Below are 21,242 nucleotides of genomic sequence, written 5' to 3'. Positions count from 1 at the left end.
ATTCCCGTATGTGTGATAATGAAAAAGTATTTAAGCTTGTCCATATAAAGAGGAAATCATGCAACAACATTCATCGTCCCTGACCGAAACGTCACCTGTAGAAAAAAATGATACCGCAACTGGCAACCTATTGAAGAGGATACCTCCACAGATTTTTGCGTTGCTGGCAATGATCTCTGTTCAACTGGGCGCCTCAGTCAGCAAAAGTTTATTTCAGATCATTGGACCACTGGGTACCACATTGCTACGACTTGGTTTTGCAGCACTCTTCTTGATGCTCTTCTGGCGTCCCGATATGCGCAAGTTGACACGCAGCAACATTCTTTTAGTGGTGGCCTTTGGTGTAGCTATTGCTTGCATGAATTCTGCCTTTTATATCGCTATCGATCGGATCCCGCTCGGAATCGCTGTGACGCTTGAGTTTGTGGGTCCGCTGGGCGTTGCCATCATTCAATCCAGGCGCTTAAAAGATGTGATCTGGGTGGTGCTGGCGGCCATAGGCATTGTGCTCCTGGCACCATTAGGATCAGCAATCCAGATAGACCTGATTGGGGTTGCCTGCGCGTTAATTGCTGGCATCTTCTGGGGACTGTATATTATCTTCAATGTACGCATTGGTCGGGCATTCTCAGGTGGACAGGGATTGGCGTTATCGATGCTGGTAGCTGCCTGTGTCAGCGCTCCAATCGGTATCATCAATGGTGGTCCAGCCGTTTTTGCTCCCCAGGTTTTAATCATTGGTCTGGGAGTTTCAATACTCTCAACTATTATTCCATTTACCCTGGAACTAGAGGCACTGCGCCGCTTACCCTCGCGGGTCTTTGGTATTTTTATGAGCGTTGAGCCAGGACTGGCAACCATCATCGGCTTCGTGGTACTGCATGAAGTGATTACGCTACGTGAAATCCTCGCCATTCTATTGATCATTACCGCTTCAATAGGTACTTCCCTGGAAGGGAAATCCCCCCACTAATCCGCTGCACCACAGCAGATATAGTCCATCCATAGTGTAAAAAATACTCAGGTAAACGTCTATTAAGGTAAGCATAGAGCATATGCAATCCACGAACAGCCTCTACGGCTATGCAGGGGACTGAGTTGAGCTAAAGGATTAGACATTATGACGGATCATATTATCTTTATCCATGGGGTCAATACTCGAGAATCAAGAGTAGAACCAACATATGCAGACAATTTAATTCATTTGCTGCTACGAAAAAACGAGTCCCAGGCAGAGCAACTCGATCTAAATATGATTCCTCTTTATTGGGGAGATGTGACCAAACAAGATGAAGAGATGCTCCTGGACATGTATCAACGCTCTCCTCTCTGGAAAAAGATGAATTTCACCGCTATCCGTAGCAATCAACTCTTACAGTTTACGGGCGATGCAGCGCTTTTTATTAGCCGCTATGACGGTGTACGGGTGATTGAACGGTTACGCCTGCAAACCATCGCGGGCCTGAACAAAAATGGTTTGATGGTCATCAAGCCAGGAGATCGGCTCCATCTGGTGACCCATAGTATGGGAACGGTCATCCTGTTTGATGCGCTTTTTAGTGCGCGCTGGGATCCAGAAAAAACGTCGGACTACCAGGGAGTGCAGCAGATTCGTCAGATTATCTTTGGACTGGATCCCAAAATGGGTCAGGGACTGACGCTATGCAGTATTCATACCATGGGCTCACCCATCAGCCTGTATAGCTTGATCATGATTAAAAACAGCAATGGAGTCGACGATAGTATCCCGAATACCCATGATATTACCCCCAAACTCCAACAACTCCTGACCGCTCTGTATGCCGTACTACAACGCAGGCTGCCCTGGCGCAACTACATCCATCCCGGTGATCCAGTCGCCTATCCGCTCGAAGATCTATTAGCGATGATGATTGATCCCTCCCAACAGATTCTGGATATAAAAGATATCCTGACCCAGGAACCTGGCTTACTCGATCGACTGCTTAATACTGCGACATTAGGCGAACTAGCCGAAATTGTCCTTTCCGGTGGCAGATCTCATAGTAGTTATTGGAATAGTGAAGTAGTCGCCAATGAGATTTTTGACACAATCCAGAAGTCAGCGTCGATTATCCCTTGATCAAAGCAAAAGCGGTATGTCCACATTATCAGCCTTCGATAATGTGGACATACCGCTTTTATCTGAAAAGTATGCTTGCGCAAGCAGGTAAACTTAGCGGGTTTTGAGCAAGTTATTGACATCATCAATCTGCTGCGTAATCCAGGTGCGCAGATCATTATGTTCAACTTCCTGCCGGGCCCGTTCGGCCAGGTTTTTGCGTTCACTGGCTGGAAGCATTAACGCCTGATAAAGTGCCTCGGCCGTCTCATCACTATTGGATGGAGAGATGGAGAGAGCAGCATTCTCTAATTGTTGAAAGGCTCCGCTGGTACGCGAGAGAACTAATATGCCATCGGTCGTATTTACAGCGGCCCCTTCCTTTGCAACCAGATTCATCCCGTCAATCAGCGAATTAACCAGCAAGACATCGTAAAATTGCAGTGCTGCCAGAGCAGCAATACGATCATTCTGAACAAACGAGTGAATCGGCGTCCAATCTTTACGTCCATATTTTTTATTGATGTCTTCTATAGCTTTCAGGGTGTCATCTTGATACCTGCGATAAAGAGGTAGCGATTGACGCGAGGGAACCAGAAAAGCCAGAAAGGTAACCTGTCCTTGCAGGTCTGGATGGTTTTCCAGCAAGGTATCATAAGCCTGAAAACCCTGAACAATATTTTTCGTGGGCTCAATACGATCCACACGTATAATCGTATATCTATTCAGAAAGGGCTTAATTTTGTCAATAGCCCGTTTACCAGCGGCGCTCTGCAATTGACGACGCTCCTCGGAAACGGAGATTGAGATAGGATAGTCACGTACAAAGGTCTTATGCCCATTCAGGACCACGAAACGTTCATCCATATCTACTTTAGCATCCTCAAAAAAGGCTCTGACGCCATTGAGGAAATTCTGAGCGTCTCCTCGCGTTTGAAAACCGAGGATATCATTACCCAATAAACCTTCATGGATTTCGCGGGTCATCTCAGTTGGTAGTGATGACGCCCAATAACGGTTCTCAGGCCAGGGAATATGAATAAATTGCTGGATGGTAACCGAGGGGTGACGCTTACGAATCATCGATGACGCCAGATAGAGATGATAATCGTGCAGCATCACCAGCGCCTTTGAGTCTTTACTCTCAATCTCAGCACAGACCGCTTCCGCGATGGCCTGATTGACTTTATGATAGCCTTTATCCCAGGCATCCTGCATCTGATGCGAAGTAAACGCCCCATCTGCCTGATCTAACAAATAGTGCTGGGTAAACCACAAGACACGATTACTCATCATGTCATAATGTTTACGGTATGTGGCCTTAGGCACGGTCACATACCGTAAGCGCATGGGAATATCGCGAATCGGCGATGGCATCACACCATCCTCTGCATCCTTGAGCGCTTCTCGATCTCCTTCGGTCATAGCCAGCGCCACCCAGGTAGCATTTACTTTGCTCACTGTACTGGTCAGAGCCGTGACGACTCCACCCGAACCACGCCGGGACTTAAGATGGCCTTCCTTCGTTTTAAAGTATTCGACAGGCCCGCGATTAGTAGCAATAATAAGCCGATCAGCATCTATAGATAATTGATTTTCTGGATTTTTTGGTCGTTTCTTTGTAGCTGTAGGCATAGCCTGACCCCACCTTCTATATAACACCAAATTCTTGTACTTATTAGTCACGTACCACCTATATAAAATGTAACAGACATGGCAAGAAAATGATAATAGAATATTTTTAATTCATTAACTCCGTATGCAATATTTTTCATTACCAACATTTGAGCAGTAGAAATTGCCGAATGGTTACTACTGTTCGGCAATTTCTACTGCTCAAAAATAAGCACATCTTCCAGGCACGTGGGCCAGGGCAAGGATGCTCTGAAGATCAAGCCTGAAACACTGGCTTAAGGTTGGAAATATTCACGGTGTTGACGGCCATACACGCTATCCTCGGCCAGCGAGACTACACGCCTGCGCCGTGGCACCGCCGAGGGCTCCTGTACGGGCACAATTTCTGGCCGTCCTAACTCGCCATAAAATTTACGAACTTTAATGGCAAAGACGGTGACAAAACAAAATAGGATGCTCCCACAACCAGCCTCCCAATAAGCACTGATTGTCGTCAATGTTTGCAGCGTCGCGTCTTGTGAGGCAAGTTGAGGATAGGGGTTGTGCATGAATGGAAAAATTAAAATAAGGACGCAAAGAAAAGGAAACAGGCTGCACAACATCATCCCTTTTTGCTTTAAACGTGCTGGACTTTGCCAGATCTTAAAGCCAAAGATAAACGTAAATAAGACCGCTTCGCTGGTAACAATATAGCGTACGACATACAACATTTGATGAAGCTGAAGTGCGTACACGATAACGATGGAACAGGCTAAAATAAGTAGGATTAAAAAATTATCCTTTTTGAACATCCTGGCAGACCTTCCGCTCTGTACAATTGTTACACATGGCTTTTGAGTATTATACATCCTTGCTACGTGTTTTGTCTTGTCTATCGTTTCTCACTTTTGCTTTTGTTATCTAACAAAATAGAAATCTATAGTTGTCTTTGTGATCTTCAAAGCAATTTTATAGCTTGTTTGCTATTAAAAAGCCATCGTGAACGCCACTCATTTGCAGCTTGACTTTCCGATAAAAAATCATGTAGGCTATAATCAGCTCTATTAAAAAGACAGATAGCAATTTTTTGTGGTGTAAGGGATGTTAGATGCATAGTATGGATGACGTAAAATTGCTGCGGAATTGCGCTTTCCGTAAGCATTATTGTGGGCTGTATAAACCTCGACAGTTGGCCCACGGTCGTACTATGCCCTTTTTCAGGCTGGCAATAACTGGATCTAGCATGAAATTATAGCTAAAAACTGCTGAAAAAGGGGCCGTGGGTGATAGAAAGATATTGCCCATGGCCTTTATGTTGCTTGTAGAGCAGCAAAAAAACCGTGAGGCGAGCATTCTGACTGTCCACGGTTTTTGCTGTTTAGCTGCCCCGGCCGGAATTGCTCCCTCACTTCTATGATGAGAGGATAAGACAACACCAATGCCACTATTGCGTGCATTCTCAAACCGCTCCTTTGTCCTGCTCTGGGCCGGACAAATCATTTCGCGTCTGGGTGATAGCCTGCATACGATTGCGCTAGCCTGGTGGGTACTGGAGAAAACTGGTTCCGCCACGGCGATGGGAACCGTGCTCATCTGCTCAACAATTCCGATGCTTCTCTGTCTGTTGTTTGGCGGTGTGGCAGTAGACAGGTTGCCACGCGTGAGCCTGATGCTGACATCAGACCTGCTGCGGGGAGGAGTGGTTCTTCTAATCGCGTTGCTAGCCTTCCAGCAACGGCTAGAACTCTGGCAAATCTTTATCATGAGCACACTGTTTGGCATCGTGCAGGCATTTTTCTATCCTGCCTACACAGCACTGCTACCAGATCTGGTGCCAGCTGAGATGCTACCTGGTGCCAACTCCCTAAGAAGCATCAGCACCAAAGCGGCCGGGCTGATTGGTCCAGCCATCGCAGGCACCATTATCGCGCTGGGCGGTACCTCCCTGGCATTCGCCCTGGATGCGCTGACCTTTATCATTTCGGCGGTCTGCATCATCGCGCTTCCGCGTGTAGCCATACTCAAGCTACCAGTAGAAAAAGAGGAGAGTGTGGTGCAAGATATACGTACAGGCATCAGCACAGTCCTGAATTCTCCCTGGCTCTGGGTTACACTGGTAGTTGCCAGCGTCAGTACCATTTTTCTGGATGGTCCGGCCGAAGCAGCTCTGCCATTGTTGATAAAACAACGCTTTGGATCCCAGATCGGCCTCTATGCTCTTCTCAACGCTCTTTCAGCGCTAGGCTCGCTCATCATCGCCTTCTGGCTTGGACATTTCAAACAGTTACGGCGGCGTGGACCGTTGACCTATGGTGCCTGGATGCTGGCCAGTCTGATGCTGGTGGTTATGGGGCTGCCACTGCCAGTAGCAGGAATCTGCCTGGCATTCTTCATCCAGGGAGCATCCATCACCGCACTGGGATTGGCCTGGATGAATAGTTTACAGGAGTTTGTGCCCGCTAACCTGCTGGGACGTGTGGCCAGTATCGATATGCTGGTCTCATCCGGACTCGTCCCTATTGGCTATGGGCTGGCTGGAATCGCCGCCGATCACATTGGCGCGGCGCCAATCTTTATCATTGGCGGTGCAACAGCGGCCATTGTCATCGCCTCTGGCCTGCTACATCCGGCTATTCGTGCCGTAGATTAAACATCATCCCTTATATATAACCAATGGGCGGACACGCATTGCTATGAAAAGAAAGCGTGTCCGCCCATTAAAGACTGGCAACTAGTCTCCTTCGATTATTCCAGAACCTTCCAGCCACTGCTGTAATCGTTGCCGTTTCACGTCCTGGCTGGTACGCGCTGCTACCAGTGGCAAAGTCAGCACCAGATCAAAATCATCATCACCTGCGATGCGATTGAAGCGCTCAAAATCACATCCCAGACAGCGATGCACCAGTACATACTCCCCGTTCGAGCGCTGAAAGTAACCAATCGGAGCCATCCTTGAACCGCACTCGTTTAAGCGATCGCCTTTACTGGTATCCACATGGCGTGAGTAGAGGCAGAAAGGACAATGGTTCCGATGATAGCCTCCATACGGCAAAGGACCAATGAAGCGGCGGCAGTTACGGCATTTAAAGACTTCTTCTGTCGAGCGGCTATGCCGATGCTGACGGCTGGTTTTATGTGTGGAATATTCGGAATAGGAATTATATGCATCTTTGCGTGTTCTGCGCAATGGGTGTCCTCATCTCTTCTATAAACAAAAGGTGGATAATATGTTGTTCGCCAGCGCGCCACCCCTGCCCATCGTGCAGTCTGTAAAGTGGCGCAAAAAGAAGAGAGGACTGAATGTATTGTCATATAATTACCCATAAAAAATTACTTCCTATCTAGAGCCTTAAGGCTATAAGAAAAAGACGATAAGCATTCTGTGCAGACTGTTTTGGGTAAAATCTATCTGCGGTCGTGCTAATGCAAATGCACAGAAAAATTGTGGAAAAAAGAAATGGAGAGGTTTGTGGGAGGTGTAATCAAGCTGTTTGCACTGGTGTATTTTCTTAGCAGATGACAAAGAAAATAGCGCAAACTTAATAAACAGGTAGCTTAGCCAGTAGAGCTATCTACTCTGCAATGAAGTACCTATGCATTGGTACTTCTGTACACATGTGTACAACTTTTTTAGCGATTACCTGCCACAAACAAAACTGAGAGGACTTGCATAAAAAAAAGACCCTTCTAGAAAGTAAGATTGTTTTTTTAGTATACTGAGCTATAGATATGTTGTCAAGCTTTTTTTTAATGCAGGGCTATTTCATTATCCTTTTTGGCGCCTGCGGCGCCGGGTTGCGGGTGTGGGTGCGGCCGCGGCCGCACGTCGGACACACTCCACACCTGAAATAATGCAAGAGGACTATGGCCAATTTATTACCAATCTGCTTGCTCAAAGCTTAGCTGAAGAGGGTCAGGCGAGCTAGATTTTATAAATAAAGTATCCACATAGAGTTTCTGACATAAAACGGGCATAAAAATCCCCATCCTATTTTTGATAGGATGGGGAGGTGGTAGTTAACCTGAATGATGCTATTTGGTCATGTAGATGTCGGACCAGTCGCCGAAGTAGAGGCCGTTGCTGTTCAAGGTTAAGCCATGAACTTTGCTGGGGATGATGGCCGCTTGCGATTGGTGGTCGATTGGCAACCAGCCAACGTTGTCGATGGCGATCCGCTCAGCTTTGGCATACAGGGCCAGGCGTGCATCACCGGAGGTTTGCTCAGCCTGAGCGACCGTTTTGTCGAATTCTGGATTGCTCCAGTTGCCGTTATTATTGGCCGAGGTTGAAAGCAGGCTCAGGTCCAACCACTCATAAGGATCTGGGAAGTAGACGCCCCATTGTGTAAAGCCGAACTGGACAGTACGCTTGGTTGTTTCAGCGTTATAGGTGGTCAGTTCCATTCCGTTCAGTTTGACTTTGACACCCAGGTTATCCTGCCACATCTGCTGTAAGGCTTCCGCCAGGTCGGGTGCGACCTGGGAGGTGGGATAGGAGAAGGAGATCGCAGGAACTTTGCTGAGATCAGGATAGGCAGATTTTAAGAGTGCTTTAGCTTTGCTGGCATCAAAAGCAATACCAGGATAGTCGGGCTGAGCACCAGGCATGCCAGGAGGTACGATGGTGCTGGCTGGAGTAACTGTATCATGGAAGATTGTTTTAGCAAGGGTCTTTTTGTCAATCGCAGCGGCAAAAGCCTGGCGCACAGCAGGTTTATCAAATGGTGCCATCTTATTGTTGAAGAAGAGCAGGTCACTCTCTAAAACCGGCTTGCGAACAAAACCAGGCATGCTCTGGGCCTGCAACTGATCTGTTGCGCTGATACCCCAGGTAAAATCAAACTGGCCAGACTGATACGCCTTGAATGCCGTCGGAATCGAGCGTATAAAGGACATTTGTACTTCTTTGAGCTGCGTCTTTTTGCCATAGTAATGAGGGTTTGGCGCAAAGATCATCTTAGAACCATGTAGCCAGGATTTGATCATGAAGGGTCCGGTACCAATACCACTACCTGCAGCATGATTTACCCAGTCCGCCTGACCATATTTCTCAATCACTTTCTGGTTGAGTGGATAGAACAGGGAAACGGTTAATACTTGCAGGAAGTAGGAGGTTGGTCGCACCAGGGTCACCTGTAAGGTATGGTCATCCAGGGCTTTGACACCACTCAGGGTTTTACTTTTACCGTTGATAACATCATTGGCACCTGCAATCGACTCTTCCAATACTGGCGCATTGGGCGATTTCACCTCTGGCAACAGAGCACGAGTCCAGGTGTAGACATAGGACTGGGCATTGACGGGAGTGCCATCAGAAAAAGTCACATCCGAACGAAGATGAAAGGTATAAACTTTGTTATCTTTCGATACATCCCATGAAGTCGCCTGATCTGGCTGCACATGCAAATCTTTATCGTGTCGCACCAGACCAGTCAAGATCATGTCAATGGCCTGGTTGGAATTTGAGTCTGGACCACTGGCTGGATCGAGCTTGCCAATACCAGCAGTTCCCACATTAGGGAAACGAAGGACTTGATTTGTATCAGGTGTGGTGCTTCCCTTGCCAGGTGTGCTGGCTGCTCCACCACAGGCACTCAACAGCATCACAAGCACAGCTAGCAAGAGTAAAAATATCGAACGCGGATGATTTTTCCGCAATGAGGACATCAATGAAATGCTCACTTTCTACTAACAAACACATCACGTGGTTATATAACAATCTATCAATTATGTAGCAAAACTGCATAGGTTAAAACACATGGAAAGGCTACAATTATTCCACATTTGAAGGCTTTTTATGAAGCTGCTATAATTTAAGCTCGCTTATAATCAGATTCTACACAAAAATATTTTCAGATTATTGCTACAACTCATCAGGAAATTTCGCACACATTCAATCTCCAAACCGTGATGACACAAGGAGGTTGCTCTCCGGCTAAACTCACGTCAAAAGTTCACTAGATCAGAAGGAGTAATCATGAACAACGATCTAAAGGTCAAAGAAATCAGCACTCAGGAAGGCTATGCTGCGTGGGCCGCTTCCTATGATCAGGAAAACAATGCACTGATCGCACTGGAAGAAGCATTTGTCGATCCGCTTTTAACGCGGATCACCTACCACAAAGTGCTGGATATCGGTACAGGCACGGGCCGCTATGCGTTAAGGTTCGCGCGCGAAGGTAAGACCGTGACGGCTCTGGATCAATCTCCCGAAATGCTGGCTGTCGCGCAAAAAGTTGCGCAGGATGAACAACTCGCAATCAACTTCCTGCAGGCCTCACTGGATCATGATCTTCCTTTTGACACAGACGAGTTTGACCTATTGCTCAGCGCGCTGATGCTCTGCCACGTCCAGGATATCTATCATGCCGTTGCGGAATTTGCACGCGTGACCAAAAAAGGTGGACATCTACTCATCACGGACTTCCATCCGGCGAGCGTAGATTCTGGCTGGCGGACACAATTTGTCCAGTCCGAGGTAAAATACTTGCTCCCCAATATGCCTCACACGCGCCAGGACTACCTGGAAGCGCTGACCCGGGCCGGACTGACCATCCTGCAGGTCATAGAATTGCCCATCAAAGAAGTCCCAAAAGGTTATCTTCCAGATGAACTGATGCTTACCCATGCTGAACAGCTCTTCTGCCTGCTCATCCTCGCACAAAAGTAAAAATGTGTCTTACTTCCATCCCCATGGAAGTGGTAAACCTCATGCCAGCCTGGGGGCGCTGACGCCCCCAATCTCTTTTTTATGTTGTTGCATCAGGGGCGCATTGCGCCCCTGATGCAACAACATGAAACATGTGAGAGCGCCGTGTGGCGCGAGACGCATACATAGTGACCATGACACTATCTAACTCTACCTACAATAAAATATTATGCGTGGCGGGCCATACGTTCGGCCAGGCGATTACCAATCCATTGAATAATTTGTACAAAGACAATTAACAGTACCACCGTAACCACCATCACGCCTGTCTCGAAGCGCTGATATCCATAGCGAATAGCCAGGTCTCCCAGGCCGCCAGCACCAACGGCACCAGCAATGGCGGAGTAACCAACCAGACTGATTATCGTGATGGTCACACCCAGGATCAGCGAGGGGAGTGCTTCGGGAATCAAAACCTTGAGTACGATCTGCCAGCCATTACACCCCATGGCTTTAGCGGCCTCGACCACGCCTCCATCAACTTCGCGCAGTGAGGTCTCAGCAACACGACCAAAGAAAGGAATAGCGGCCACCGTCAGCGGGACAATCGCGGCGGTTGTGCCGATGGTGGTCCCAACAATCAGGCGCGTAAAAGGAGTGATAGCGACCAGTAGAATAATAAACGGCAGCGATCTTCCAATATTGACAATAAAGCCCAGAATCTGGTGCAGCCAGGGAAGATGGAGCAGGCCATCACGATCGGTCACGACCAGTAATACACCCAGAGGTAAGCCAAGCAGAACAGTAAAAATAGTTGAAACACCAACCATCAACAAGGTATCCTGAGTCGCCTGCCAGAGATCAGGTAGGAGATATGACCAATAATTCCAATCCATTACTCATCGACCTCCACACGTAGTCCAAGCTGGCGCAAATAGTTGAGGGCCGCCTCAAACTGACCACCAACAAATTCAGCTTGAAGTTGTCCGATGCGTTGTTCTCCAAATTTTTCGATATTGCCACTTAAAATGTTGACATTCACATCAAACTGGCGAATCACATTTGAGAGCACCGGCTCATCAGCGGTGTCACCCGCAAATGTGATCGTGACAATTCTGGCTCCTGGCTGGGCCTCATAGCTCTGAAGACGAGGGAACAGGCTTCTGGCCAGACGAGACTCTGGCAGGGCCGCCAGTTCACTTACGCGTCCCTGTTCAACTACTTTTCCAGCCTCTAAGATCGCGACCTGGTGGCAGATCTGTTTCACCACACCCATCTCATGAGTAATCAAGAGAATAGTCAACCCCATGCGCTGATTGAGGTCCTGCAGCAGTTCTAAGATAGAGCGCGTAGTTTGTGGATCAAGGGCTGAGGTGGCTTCATCTGAAAGCAGGACATCGGGTTTTCCAGCCAGGGCACGCGCGATACCTACCCGCTGTTTCTGACCGCCGGAGAGTTGTGCTGGATAGGCCTGAGCGCGGTTCTCCAGGCCAACCAGCGCCAATAATTCTTTCACACGCTCCTGCCGCTGGCTCCGATTATAGCCCATGACCTCTAAAGGAAAGGCCACATTTTCCGCGATCGTACGCGAACTTAACAGGTTAAAGTGCTGGAAGATCATGCCAATACGCTGACGAGCCTTGCGCAAAGCAGGTCCATTCAGCGAGGTAATTTCCTGATCATTGACAATAATCGATCCACTCGTCGGCCGCTCCAGTAGATTCACACAGCGTATCAAGGTACTCTTGCCAGCGCCACTCTCACCCAGTACCCCAAATATTTCACCCTGTGGTACCGCCAGATTGACGGCATCCAGCGCCACGATCGCCTTTTCTCCCCGGCCATATACTTTGCTCACATCATTAATTGTTATCATCACCAATCTCCCCTGGTAGCTACAGGCCAAAGCCTCCATTATTTTCACCGCAGATGAAGAACAATGGAGGCCACACACATCAGCTTCTATCCACTACCTCAGGTAGCAGAAGAGCACCGGTAGCTTAGAAAGCGGGAATAACCGCGCCTTTGTATTTATCCTCAATAAACTTTTTAACCTCGGGTGAATTCAGCAATCTGGCCAGTCTGGTCACGCCAGCATCTTTCTCATGACCTTTCGCTACTGCCAGGACGTTTGCGTAGGGATTGCCCTGGCCTTTTTCTAAGGCCAATGCATCTTTAGCGGGCACCAGGCCAGTTGTGAGCGCATAGTTACCATTGATAACTGAGAGGGTAGTATCATCCAGTGAACGAGGGAGTTGGGCCGCCTCTAATTCTTTGAGCTGGAGATTTTTGGGATTAGCCACAATATCCTGCTTGGTCGCACTATTGCCAGCACCAGCTTTAAGTTTGATCAGCCCCTGATCAGCCAGGAGATGTAAAGCACGGCCGCCATTGGTAGCGTCATTTGGAATCGCCACAACCGCACCGGCTGGCACTGCTTGCAAAGATTTTACTTTATGAGAATAAATACCAAGCGGCTCGATATGTACTTTAGCGACCGCCACCAGATTCGTCCCATGTTGCTGGTTGAAATCTTGCATATATGGTTACGTGCTGGAAGAAATTAGCATCAATCTGTCCATCCTGCAGCGCCATATTCGGCTGAATATAGTCGGTAAACTCGACAACCTGCAGATCCAGACCGGCCTTAGCGGCCAGGTGATCCTTAATATAACGCAGAATCTCAGCATGAGGAGTAGGACTGGCGCCTACTTTAATCGTAATTGGACCATTGCCCGTGGCAGTACTTCCACTCTGGCTGGAACTGCCACCACAGGCCGCAAAAACGGTCGCCAACAAGGCACACAGAATGACCAGATTAAGTTTCAACGAACGCATCAGACAGGTTTTCCCTTCTACATCAAACGGGGTTAGCTGGTTGGACAACCCCGTATTATAACCTGCTGCATGCGGTTGACATTAGCCGATGGATGAAAGAAGCATCGCGTACTTCCCACTTCGCCAGATAGCAAAGCTCTCGCCATGAGTATTGCTATCTGGCAATAATAAAAAAAGGAATGATACCGGGTAAGGAGAATTATAGTATCCCTATAGTACAGGAACAGCGAGCGGACTCACTATCTACTCCAACCTCTTCTTCTATTTCTGCTCAAGGAGCATCCACTTGCAACGTACAACCCCACTCAACAGGTTTTTTGCTGTGTAAAAAATCTCTACATACTAGAAAAAATGCAAGCTTAAACGCTGCTCACACCAGTAGAATGGTAAATTTCTACAGTTAATAATAACAATCTTGATAAACTATGTCAACTACAATAAAAGTACCAGATAGGACTATTTCAATTTCTTCTTTGGCGCCTACGGCGCCAGGTTGGGATGTGTGGAGTGTGCCAGTCGTACGGCCACGGCCGTACGACTGGCACACTCCACACATGAAAGAATGTGATTTGATGGCTTGATTATGGTTCCCACGCGACTTCTACCTGAACATGAAATAGCTCTGAGCACCCTGATTGTCTGCTTGCTATTAATTACTACGCAGAATCATACCTGAGGGAATACGCAAGCCATAATGAAGATTGGTAAGAGAGGCAATGTCGAGAACAATCGTGCCAGCATCACAGAGGCGACCGAGCAGGTACTAATCTATTCAGGGCATGACTTTTTATATCACAACGGTTATACTCTCCACAGAAAAGCGAATACTAATGCACGCTCATTGTATACTGTCTCATAAGGATTAAACTTTTTTGTAAAGAAGATGCATCCATGAGAGAAAAACAAGACGTAAGACTTGATGGAGATAGATGATGAGTAATCCAATCAATAAGATTACCGGTCCCCACCGTGGCCAGCCTGTTTTGATGGCAGGGGAGCAACTGGAACAGGCACGCGCGGCAATGATTATGATGCATGGCCGTGGAGCCTCAGCACAGGATATTCTGGGTTTGTCAGCAGAGTTGCCGCAGACTGGTTTTGTTTATTTAGCACCCCAGGCAGCTAACAGCACATGGTATCCAAATAGTTTTCTGGCTCCCCTGGCCAGAAATGAGCCTGGACTTTCTTCAGCGCTCTCGGTCATCAGCCAGTTACTGGATAGTCTGGCAGAAGCAGGCATTCCAGCTGAGCGTACCATCCTGCTGGGTTTCTCACAGGGAGCCTGTCTTTCACTGGAGTTTGCGGCCCGCAATGCACAGCGCTATGGTGGTATCGCAGGTCTCAGCGGCGGCCTGATTGGTCCTAATGATACTGACCGTAACTACCCTGGCTCACTGGCCGAGACGCCTGTGTTGCTCGGCTGCAGTGATCGCGATCCCCATATTCCTAAAGAGCGTGTCGATGTCTCGGCCAGGATTCTTCAAGGGATGGGAGCAAAGGTCACCGAGCGCATCTATCCAAATATGGCACACACCATTAACGACGAAGAGATCGAACTGGTGACGACAATGATGAAACAGCTCCTGGCACACTAGCCCACGCAGCATACAACTTTTCGTGATCGCTATTGATGCATAGTGAGATGACCTGGCATGCACATGCATCCAGCCATCCACTACGCATCACCAGCGAGGAGATAGCCACTTTCCTGACCATCCCCACCGGGGTATGGTGCATTCTGATACAGCATGCGACAAACATCACTAGCAACAACCTTCATATCCCTTTTTCTCCTCACACAAAAAATTCCTCTCCCTGTGCTTCTGCCCGTCAAATAAAGAATGAAGCAGCTCAAAAAATCCTAATTCTGATGCCACAGAATTCGCGGCTCTGCCCGTTCATCAGGTATGATGGTATACATGAAAACATCCATGATCATAGCCATGTAATTTTCTCTGATTTTATCCAGCTCAAGGAGATACCATGCCCGAATACAACCAGGTTACATGCCAGTATTGTGGCACTCCAATTACTCCAGGTAATAGATTTTGTTCCAATTGTGGGAAAAGTACTGAAGGTGGCACCAGCAGGCCAACCGAATACTCTGTCGATGCCCAGCCCACATCATTACAAAGTGGAGCTAATTTTGAGGGAAGAACACCACCACCACCACCCAGAAATGTGGACAGTGGCACCAGTTATCCCGGCTACCAACCACAACAGGAATATCGTCCGGATACCCCCATGTATCAGGCACAGGCACAGGCACAGGCACAGGTACCTGGCTATGCAGCAGCTCCGCCAGTCAAGGATTCATCACGGCGCGTCTTAGGACAGGTAGGCTGTGGTTTGTTGGTGACGATCCTGGTGATCCTGGCCCTTTGTGGCGGTGGTGGCTACTTCGCATATAATTGGTTGGCAGGTGCAATGCACAGTACAACCGATCAAGCCAACAACACCAGTACCAGCACTGGCTCCAGCAATACGGATACAACTGCCTCAGCACCAAAGCCAGTGGTAACCACTCTGAATACCAAACCCGTTACCTATGCCAGCGTCAATATGAGCATTAAAGATGTCCAGCAAGCTACCAGTTTTCCTGAGGATAATAATAATAAATCCGGAATACTACGCATCGATCTCAGTGAGGAAAACACTTCGAGTACCGCTTCCTATTATTCATATACGGATTCCATGCTCCTGACGTTACCCGACAACACCAGCGTTCATCCAGAAGCCAGCAAAGTATCTTCGGGTCCTGATGCCTCAATTAAGCGTACAAACTGGGTAGATTTCGCGGTCCCGACAACGGTCAAACCCGATCAACTCACCCTGACCATCGGCACCAGTACCGAGTCACAGATCGAGATACCGCTGAAAGCTGATGCAGATCTCTCAAAATATCAGCCCATTACCTCAGCACCGAACAAGCTTATCCAGTATGCAGGAGCCAATTGGACAATTACCAATGCCACCAAACAGACCAGCTATGATGCCAAACAGGCTGATAAGGATAGTGTGTTTGTGGTTGTCAAACTAAAAATTGACAATACGTCACAAAAAGAAATCTATCCGTTTCCAAGCGATACGATGCGGTTGCAAGCAGGCAGCACAACCAATAAACCCAGTTCCAACACCTTGAACTCCAGCATTGCTGCAGGACAGATGAACTCACGCGGCGAATGCGTCTTCATCATGCCAGCGGATAGCACCGATTTTACCTTTGAACTCTTACCTAATGATCTGCTCGCGACCACCCAACCAGTCACCACCACTTTCCAGGTTAAATAACTTCACAAATACATTCCTCATGACCAAACATTGAGTATAGTCGAGTGTCCAGACACTCGACTATACTCAAACAACATGTACAGCCTTGATATTCGATATATTTATCTGTATAATTACTTTGAGTATCAAAACAATTGACCATCAAAGGACTGCATATGGCGAGTGAGCATTTAACTGAGGATCTCCTTTTATTGACGCGACTGTTACGTCCTTCGCGGCATACAGATATGACCCAGCAACAATACTGGTTGCTACGCCATCTGCGTTGTTCAGCACCCCAGAGTATCAGTACGCTGGCCCAGGCTCTGGGCATTACCACCGGTTCAGCCACCGTTGCCTGTCAGCGACTGGAGAAAGCTGGCTTGATTACTCGCAAGCGGCAGGAGCAAGATGAACGGGTCGTGCATGTGTCCTTAACAGAGCAAGGACGCCAGCAGATTGATGCGGTACGCCAGCAACGGCGTGAAGCATTGACCCATTTATTAGAGGTACTCGATGAGTCTGAACAACAGGAGTTACAGCGACTGGTCGAGCGTTTACTGGATGCAGCCGAGGTACAAGGATTGGGAGAAATAAAAAAGCATGACAGCCATCATTGAGGTATCTCATCTGGTAAAAAAGTTTGGTGACTATGCGGCCGTCAACGATATAAGTTTTGAGGTAGCCAGAGGCGAGGTGTTTGGTCTGCTGGGTCCGAATGGTGCCGGCAAAAGTACGACCATCAAAATGCTCACCACACTGCTCAATCCAACATCGGGACAGGCCAGTGTGGATGGCTTTGATATTATTCATCAGACGACAGCGGTCCGCCATAGTCTTGGTTATGTTCCTCAGGCGCTTTCGGCTGATGGCAACCTGACCGGTTATGAAAATTTACTGATCTTTGCCAAATTGTATGATCTACCGCGCGCCGGTCGCGATGCACGGGTCAAAGAAGTCCTCTCCTTTGTTGGCCTGACGGATGCGGGATCCCAGCTCGTACGCCACTATTCTGGTGGGATGATTCGCCGTCTGGAGGTGGCCCAGGCCTTGCTCCATCAGCCCCATGTACTCTTCCTGGATGAGCCAACGGTGGGGCTTGATCCAATTGCACGGCAGGCCATCTGGGAACATTTAATGCAACTACGCGCAGAATCAAATATGACTATTTTCTTAACCACCCACTCAATGGAAGAGGCGGATAGTCTGTGTACCAGAATTGGCATCATGCATCGTGGGAAGATTGCAGCCATTGGGACACCGGCTGAATTGAAGGCAGTTGTAGGTGGTGAACAGGTTACCTTGAATGATGTGTTTGTCCATTTCGCGGGCGATGCCCTGGAGTCAGGAGGAAGTTACCGTGACGCTTCACGAGCACGACGTACAGCACGAAGACTTGGCTAGGGTCAATACACTATCCCCTTCGCCACAAAAAGCACAATCACCCCTCGCGGTACTGACAAATTTTGTGCGCAAAACGCTGGTCATTGCTGAGTGGGAAGTGCGCAAGATCCGCCATGATGCAACGGATCTGGTAATGCGCGCCGTCCAACCTGCCCTGTGGATCCTCGTTTTTGGCGAAGTATTCACCCGCATTCGGGCCATACCAACTGGCAGTGCCAATGTGAGCTATCTAGAATTTATGGCACCGGGAATCCTGGCCCAGAGCGTGCTCTTTATCGCTATCTTCGCCGGCATCGCCATTATCTGGGAACGCGACCTGGGCGTCATCCATAAGTTTCTGGCCAGTCCTACACCGCGTGGCTCGCTAGTCCTGGGCAAGGCGCTCTCTTCTGGCATCCGCGCCTTACCGCAAGCGCTGGTGATTTATCTGTTGGCGCTGATCCTTGGCGTCAAAATGAACTTCAATCCACTGGCCTTGCTCGGCGTACTGGTGTTTGTGGTGATGGGTGCAGGCTGTTTCTCAACCTTCTCCTTGATCATCGCCTGCCTGCTCAAAACCCGCGACCGCGTCATGGGAATCGGACAGGTACTCACCATGCCAATGTTCTTTGCCAGCAATGCCATCTATCCCATCAGTATCATGCCATCCTGGCTACAAGCCATTGCACACATCAATCCGCTCACTTACGTCGTAGATGGTCTACGCTCTTTAATGCTGGCCAGTACGCCATTTAATATCGTTAATGTCAGTCGCGACTTTGGGATTCTGCTCATCGTCACCATCGTGCTCGTCACCATAGGAGCCATGCTTTATCCCAGAATCGTCCAATAAACCAGCAGGGGATATGCAACGTTAAGGCGTAAACTCTTTATTTTTGATATTGAGCCGGAAGTTCCAGCTGAAAATGCGCTGCCAGCAGGTGTACATCATGTTGATCCTTTTCAGCTGGCTCATAGCCGAGATGGCATAAGAGCTGGGCTTCTGCAGCAATGCAAGCGACAGTCTGGTCTTCAATGGTCCCGGTGCCAGCAAAACAACTGGCTGGATAACAGAACAGACTTCCATCTTGTAGTTGCTGAAAGCCATCCCCCTGCTCATCTTTAAAGATGGGATGAAAGTCGATACTATGGCCAGCCGCATCCTGCATCACAAAACGCGTCGGAAAATCATCCTCAGTGATGCGATAGTCTGCCAGTTCCAGGATACTATGCGCCAGATCCGCTTGCGTCAGCAGCACAACCACATCCATATCTATGTGCTCCCGCGTCTGCTTACCCACTAACGCGTCTACCCCCCAACCACCATCCAGCCAGACCGAAACACCTGCAGCGGTTAACCTATTCACCACAATCAGCACATCCTGCGCATACATCATAAATAGTAGCCTCTCAAATTACTTTATACAACTCCTGATATATAGTATACAATCCCTGGCAATAAAATTTACTATAGTAGTATTTCCATCGATTCATGCAAATATTTATTATTCATAATACTTTTCAACCATTTGGAGGATACGTTAAAGGCCGAGAGCATGCTATATTCTCAGTGAGAGATAGGGTCTTCTTAGCATCAAACAAGCCAGTTTCGAGAGGAAAAATGATGCAACGCTATGTTCATGCTATGCGCTCAAGCACGATCTGGTGGGTCGTACTGCTGCAGGGCATCCTCGCCATCCTTATCGGTATAGTGGTTTTACTCAACCCCTTCAGAGTGGCTATCTTAATGGTACGCTTGCTTGGAGCATACCTGTTTATCTCTGGTCTACTACAGTTTTTCAATATGGTGCGCCGCAAAGAGTATCCAGGACCAGATATGTTTGTTGCCGCTATCGGCGTCATTGCAGGACTTCTGATCATGCTTTTTCAGCTATGGAGTGTGGTTCTTCTGCCACCTATCGCGTTCTTCATAGGCGCTATTCTAGCCATTGTGTATGGCCTGATACAGATTGTGGAAGGATTAAGCGGGGAAGGCATGGATAATGTCGGGGTTGGTTTACTCAGTGCGCTGATTGGCTTCATTCTGCTCTCATTAATCGTACCCGTGGGTGCACTTTTCTCCGTTTCTTTTGCTGTGATCTTGTTAATAATGCCCTTTATCATTAGTATCAGTGGCATCATCATCGGAGTACTCTTGATTGCGCGTGGCCTTTATATGCGCCGTGAACATACCAGCGAGCCTCCTCCAATGATGTCGGCAGCGCAAGAATAAGTCTGTTAGTGAGAGGACAAACGATGGCAAAAAATGTCCGACAGTCTGGCACACGTCCTTATGCTCGCAATATCCATAGTACGCCAGCCCAGACCGAGCAGAATACGATTAACTTTAATTATCTCTCAACAACTGAAGATACTGCGGGCCAGCTCACGGTAAGCGAGACAATTATCCAACAGGGAATGGAGCCACCGCCACATACCCATACCAGAGAAGATGAAGCATTCTATGTACTGGAAGGTTCGATCACGTTCTATGTTGACAATCAACCTATTCCAGCCTCGGCGGGCAGCTTTGTCTGGCTACCACGCAACCTGCAACATTCATTTGTTATTCACAGCCAGACTGCCCGGGTTCTGGTCCTGATCATGCCAGCCGGTCTGGAGCGCTACTTTACGCTGATGGGACAATTATTACAACAAGAACATGTTCAACCAGGATATCTCCCACCCGCAGCAGCGCAAAAATGGCAGGAGCTCTCACAGCAGTTTGGGATTACGCTAAACTTTGCAGCCATGCATGAAGATCAGTGAAAGTACATACTACACTTTCAGGCTATAAGAAACACAGTCACATCATCTATATGTGACTGTGTTTCTCAGGGTCTTGCTTATTATCTGGCGGCTGGCTCAATTATGATATAGGCGCGGTCAGGTGTTTCTACGCCTGCTATCTTCTGAAATTGCTCACCATATTTGTGCTCCAGGGCTGTACGCGCGGCTGCACGCTCCTCGGTCGCAGCAGCACGGCCCACACCAGCCACTTCTGGCTCGCCCAGTAGCTTGCCTATCCGATCGGAGGGGGTCATTGCCACACGGCCAGTAGCACGTATACGTTTCATTTTACCTGCATTATTGGATGTGGTGACATACACTCTACCATCTTCATACGCGAACCAGACGGTGGTGGGAACCGGGGTGCCATCTTTGCGATAGGTGGTTAAAACAAGAAAGTCATGGGGGCCAGAAAAGCAAATGGATGATGGGTATCAATCTCTTGTGCTGACATAGGTCTAAAAACTCCTCTATATAAATAAGGTAATAATAAGCCTTTGCTTGCTGTTTCACTATACTAACTCTACCACTCAGATAAGATTAATCACAAGACGGTCTAAAGTTATGATAAGGGTAATGTCTGTGCTTTACCCTTATATTCTGGCACAAATGTGCCCA

The 21,242-nt window shown here is 48.2% G+C and carries 19 protein-coding genes and 1 pseudogene; 11 read left to right on the top strand and 9 right to left on the bottom strand.

Features of this window, described 5'->3' with window-relative positions; translation table 11 throughout:
• Positions 1–58: 58 nt before the first annotated feature.
• Positions 59–973: an EamA family transporter gene (locus KDW_RS25515; protein WP_151758751.1), complete on the top strand. Its 915-nt coding sequence runs from the start codon at positions 59–61 to the stop codon at positions 971–973.
• 147 nt (positions 974–1,120) lie between these two features.
• Positions 1,121–2,101, top strand: coding sequence for a restriction endonuclease subunit S domain-containing protein (locus tag KDW_RS25510; RefSeq protein ID WP_151758750.1), 981 nt, complete (start codon positions 1,121–1,123; stop codon positions 2,099–2,101).
• A gap of 93 nt (positions 2,102–2,194) precedes the next feature.
• Here KDW_RS25510 and KDW_RS25505 read toward each other — a convergent pair whose 3' ends face one another.
• On the bottom strand, positions 2,195–3,715 hold the full coding sequence (locus KDW_RS25505) for an alpha,alpha-trehalose-phosphate synthase (UDP-forming) (RefSeq protein ID WP_151758749.1): 1,521 nt from the start codon (positions 3,713–3,715) through the stop codon (positions 2,195–2,197).
• Positions 3,716–3,990: 275 nt separating this feature from the next.
• Positions 3,991–4,425 carry a hypothetical protein gene (locus KDW_RS25500; protein ID WP_162005603.1) on the bottom strand — a complete coding sequence of 145 codons (435 nt, stop codon included), beginning with the start codon at positions 4,423–4,425 and terminating at the stop codon, positions 3,991–3,993.
• 707 nt (positions 4,426–5,132) lie between these two features.
• Here KDW_RS25500 and KDW_RS25495 point away from each other — a divergent pair.
• Complete coding sequence (locus KDW_RS25495) at positions 5,133–6,344, top strand: MFS transporter (RefSeq protein WP_151758747.1); 1,212 nt, start codon at positions 5,133–5,135, stop codon at positions 6,342–6,344.
• Positions 6,345–6,425: 81 nt separating this feature from the next.
• Here KDW_RS25495 and KDW_RS25490 read toward each other — a convergent pair whose 3' ends face one another.
• A complete protein-coding gene (locus tag KDW_RS25490; protein ID WP_151758746.1) occupies positions 6,426–6,881 on the bottom strand; it encodes an RNHCP domain-containing protein in 456 nt (151 codons plus the stop codon).
• Positions 6,882–7,726: 845 nt separating this feature from the next.
• Positions 7,727–9,361 (bottom strand): peptide ABC transporter substrate-binding protein, encoded by a 1,635-nt coding sequence (locus KDW_RS25485; RefSeq protein WP_151758745.1) that lies wholly within the window; start codon positions 9,359–9,361, stop codon positions 7,727–7,729.
• Positions 9,362–9,671: 310 nt separating this feature from the next.
• Between KDW_RS25485 and KDW_RS25480 the strand changes: the two genes are divergently transcribed.
• Entirely contained in the window at positions 9,672–10,364 is a 693-nt protein-coding gene (locus KDW_RS25480) for a class I SAM-dependent methyltransferase (RefSeq protein WP_151758744.1), read from the top strand.
• A 206-nt stretch (positions 10,365–10,570) separates the two neighbouring features.
• Here the strand turns inward: KDW_RS25480 and KDW_RS25475 are convergent, their stop codons facing one another.
• From KDW_RS25475 to KDW_RS36155, 3 genes and pseudogenes are all read right to left on the bottom strand, one after another.
• A complete protein-coding gene (locus KDW_RS25475; RefSeq protein ID WP_151758743.1) occupies positions 10,571–11,239 on the bottom strand; it encodes a methionine ABC transporter permease in 669 nt (222 codons plus the stop codon).
• Positions 11,239–12,219 carry a methionine ABC transporter ATP-binding protein gene (locus KDW_RS25470; protein WP_151758742.1) on the bottom strand — a complete coding sequence of 327 codons (981 nt, stop codon included), beginning with the start codon at positions 12,217–12,219 and terminating at the stop codon, positions 11,239–11,241. Before KDW_RS25470 ends, KDW_RS25475 begins: the two co-directional genes overlap by 1 nt.
• 124 nt (positions 12,220–12,343) lie before the next feature.
• Positions 12,344–13,184, bottom strand: a pseudogene (locus KDW_RS36155) (MetQ/NlpA family ABC transporter substrate-binding protein).
• 926 nt (positions 13,185–14,110) lie between these two features.
• Between KDW_RS36155 and KDW_RS25460 the strand changes: the two are divergent.
• The 5 genes from KDW_RS25460 (at position 14,111) to KDW_RS25440 (ending at position 18,687) form a co-directional block, all read left to right on the top strand.
• Positions 14,111–14,776, top strand: coding sequence for an alpha/beta hydrolase (locus KDW_RS25460; RefSeq protein WP_198925545.1), 666 nt, complete (start codon positions 14,111–14,113; stop codon positions 14,774–14,776).
• Between the two features lie 388 nt (positions 14,777–15,164).
• A complete protein-coding gene (locus KDW_RS25455) occupies positions 15,165–16,472 on the top strand; it encodes a zinc ribbon domain-containing protein (protein WP_151758741.1) in 1,308 nt (435 codons plus the stop codon).
• Positions 16,473–16,627: 155 nt separating this feature from the next.
• Positions 16,628–17,071 carry a MarR family winged helix-turn-helix transcriptional regulator gene (locus tag KDW_RS25450; protein WP_151758740.1) on the top strand — a complete coding sequence of 148 codons (444 nt, stop codon included), beginning with the start codon at positions 16,628–16,630 and terminating at the stop codon, positions 17,069–17,071.
• On the top strand, positions 17,055–17,855 hold the full coding sequence (locus tag KDW_RS25445) for an ATP-binding cassette domain-containing protein (RefSeq protein WP_151758739.1): 801 nt from the start codon (positions 17,055–17,057) through the stop codon (positions 17,853–17,855). Before KDW_RS25450 ends, KDW_RS25445 begins: the two co-directional genes overlap by 17 nt.
• The gene (locus tag KDW_RS25440) at positions 17,848–18,687 is read left to right on the top strand and encodes an ABC transporter permease (RefSeq protein WP_371876278.1); all 840 of its coding nucleotides are present in this window, start codon (positions 17,848–17,850) and stop codon (positions 18,685–18,687) included. The genes KDW_RS25445 and KDW_RS25440 overlap by 8 nt, the downstream gene beginning before the upstream one ends.
• A gap of 37 nt (positions 18,688–18,724) precedes the next feature.
• On the opposite strand, the gene KDW_RS25435 is transcribed toward KDW_RS25440, so the two are convergent.
• Positions 18,725–19,231, bottom strand: coding sequence for a nucleotidyltransferase domain-containing protein (locus tag KDW_RS25435; protein ID WP_151758737.1), 507 nt, complete (start codon positions 19,229–19,231; stop codon positions 18,725–18,727).
• Positions 19,232–19,455: 224 nt separating this feature from the next.
• Between KDW_RS25435 and KDW_RS25430 the strand changes: the two genes are divergently transcribed.
• Positions 19,456–20,067, top strand: coding sequence for a DUF308 domain-containing protein (locus tag KDW_RS25430; RefSeq protein ID WP_162005602.1), 612 nt, complete (start codon positions 19,456–19,458; stop codon positions 20,065–20,067).
• 23 nt (positions 20,068–20,090) lie between these two features.
• Positions 20,091–20,603, top strand: coding sequence for a cupin domain-containing protein (locus tag KDW_RS25425; RefSeq protein WP_151758735.1), 513 nt, complete (start codon positions 20,091–20,093; stop codon positions 20,601–20,603).
• 80 nt (positions 20,604–20,683) lie between these two features.
• Here the strand turns inward: KDW_RS25425 and KDW_RS25420 are convergent, their stop codons facing one another.
• On the bottom strand, positions 20,684–21,046 hold the full coding sequence (locus tag KDW_RS25420; protein ID WP_151758734.1) for a PPOX class F420-dependent oxidoreductase: 363 nt from the start codon (positions 21,044–21,046) through the stop codon (positions 20,684–20,686).
• Positions 21,047–21,242: the final 196 nt, after the last annotated feature.

Origin of the sequence: Dictyobacter vulcani, from assembly GCF_008974265.1 — a bacterium.
GTDB classification, from domain to species: Bacteria; Chloroflexota; Ktedonobacteria; order Ktedonobacterales; family Ktedonobacteraceae; genus Dictyobacter; species Dictyobacter vulcani.
The sequence above is the reverse complement of the archived record's forward strand: the minus strand, read 5'-3'. Positions and strand labels throughout refer to the sequence as shown.

Coding starts and splice junctions, on each gene's coding strand:
- KDW_RS25515 (WP_151758751.1), top strand. CDS start 59: ATGCAACAACATTCATCGTCCCTGACCGAAACGTCACCTGTAGAAAAA.
- KDW_RS25510 (WP_151758750.1), top strand. CDS start 1,121: ATGACGGATCATATTATCTTTATCCATGGGGTCAATACTCGAGAATCA.
- KDW_RS25505 (WP_151758749.1), bottom strand. CDS start 3,715: ATGCCTACAGCTACAAAGAAACGACCAAAAAATCCAGAAAATCAATTA.
- KDW_RS25500 (WP_162005603.1), bottom strand. CDS start 4,425: ATGTTGTATGTCGTACGCTATATTGTTACCAGCGAAGCGGTCTTATTT.
- KDW_RS25495 (WP_151758747.1), top strand. CDS start 5,133: ATGCCACTATTGCGTGCATTCTCAAACCGCTCCTTTGTCCTGCTCTGG.
- KDW_RS25485 (WP_151758745.1), bottom strand. CDS start 9,361: ATGTCCTCATTGCGGAAAAATCATCCGCGTTCGATATTTTTACTCTTG.
- KDW_RS25480 (WP_151758744.1), top strand. CDS start 9,672: ATGAACAACGATCTAAAGGTCAAAGAAATCAGCACTCAGGAAGGCTAT.
- KDW_RS25475 (WP_151758743.1), bottom strand. CDS start 11,239: ATGGATTGGAATTATTGGTCATATCTCCTACCTGATCTCTGGCAGGCG.
- KDW_RS25470 (WP_151758742.1), bottom strand. CDS start 12,219: ATGATAACAATTAATGATGTGAGCAAAGTATATGGCCGGGGAGAAAAG.
- KDW_RS25460 (WP_198925545.1), top strand. CDS start 14,111: ATGATGAGTAATCCAATCAATAAGATTACCGGTCCCCACCGTGGCCAG.
- KDW_RS25455 (WP_151758741.1), top strand. CDS start 15,165: ATGCCCGAATACAACCAGGTTACATGCCAGTATTGTGGCACTCCAATT.
- KDW_RS25450 (WP_151758740.1), top strand. CDS start 16,628: ATGGCGAGTGAGCATTTAACTGAGGATCTCCTTTTATTGACGCGACTG.
- KDW_RS25445 (WP_151758739.1), top strand. CDS start 17,055: ATGACAGCCATCATTGAGGTATCTCATCTGGTAAAAAAGTTTGGTGAC.
- KDW_RS25435 (WP_151758737.1), bottom strand. CDS start 19,231: ATGATGTATGCGCAGGATGTGCTGATTGTGGTGAATAGGTTAACCGCT.
- KDW_RS25430 (WP_162005602.1), top strand. CDS start 19,456: ATGATGCAACGCTATGTTCATGCTATGCGCTCAAGCACGATCTGGTGG.
- KDW_RS25425 (WP_151758735.1), top strand. CDS start 20,091: ATGGCAAAAAATGTCCGACAGTCTGGCACACGTCCTTATGCTCGCAAT.